The following is a 234-nucleotide window of genomic DNA, read 5'->3' on the forward strand; positions in this document are numbered from 1 at the left end:
CCCTGCGTACCCGCATCACCCTGACTGCCCTGGAAACCCTGACTGCCCAGACCCCCCTGGAACCCCTGCGCACCAAAGTCACCCTGCGCACCCTGGAACCCGATATCGCCCTGGGAACCCTGCGCACCGGCATCGCCCTGGCTGCCCTGGCTGCCCTGCGTGCCGGCCTCACCCTGACTGCCCTGCCCACCGGGACCACCCTGGGACCCCTGACTACCCTGACTCCCGGTATCG

Annotated in this window: 1 protein-coding gene; it reads left to right on the forward strand. The window is 69.7% G+C overall.

The window, feature by feature from the left end; translation table 11 throughout:
* The coding region (locus tag AB0P24_RS14445) for a hypothetical protein (protein WP_365793722.1) at positions 1 to 234 on the forward strand (234 nt) is incomplete at both ends.

The sequence above is a fragment of the Streptomyces sp. NPDC086519 genome, assembly GCF_040686075.1.
In the GTDB taxonomy this organism is placed as follows: Bacteria; Actinomycetota; Actinomycetes; order Streptomycetales; family Streptomycetaceae; genus Streptomyces; species Streptomyces shenzhenensis.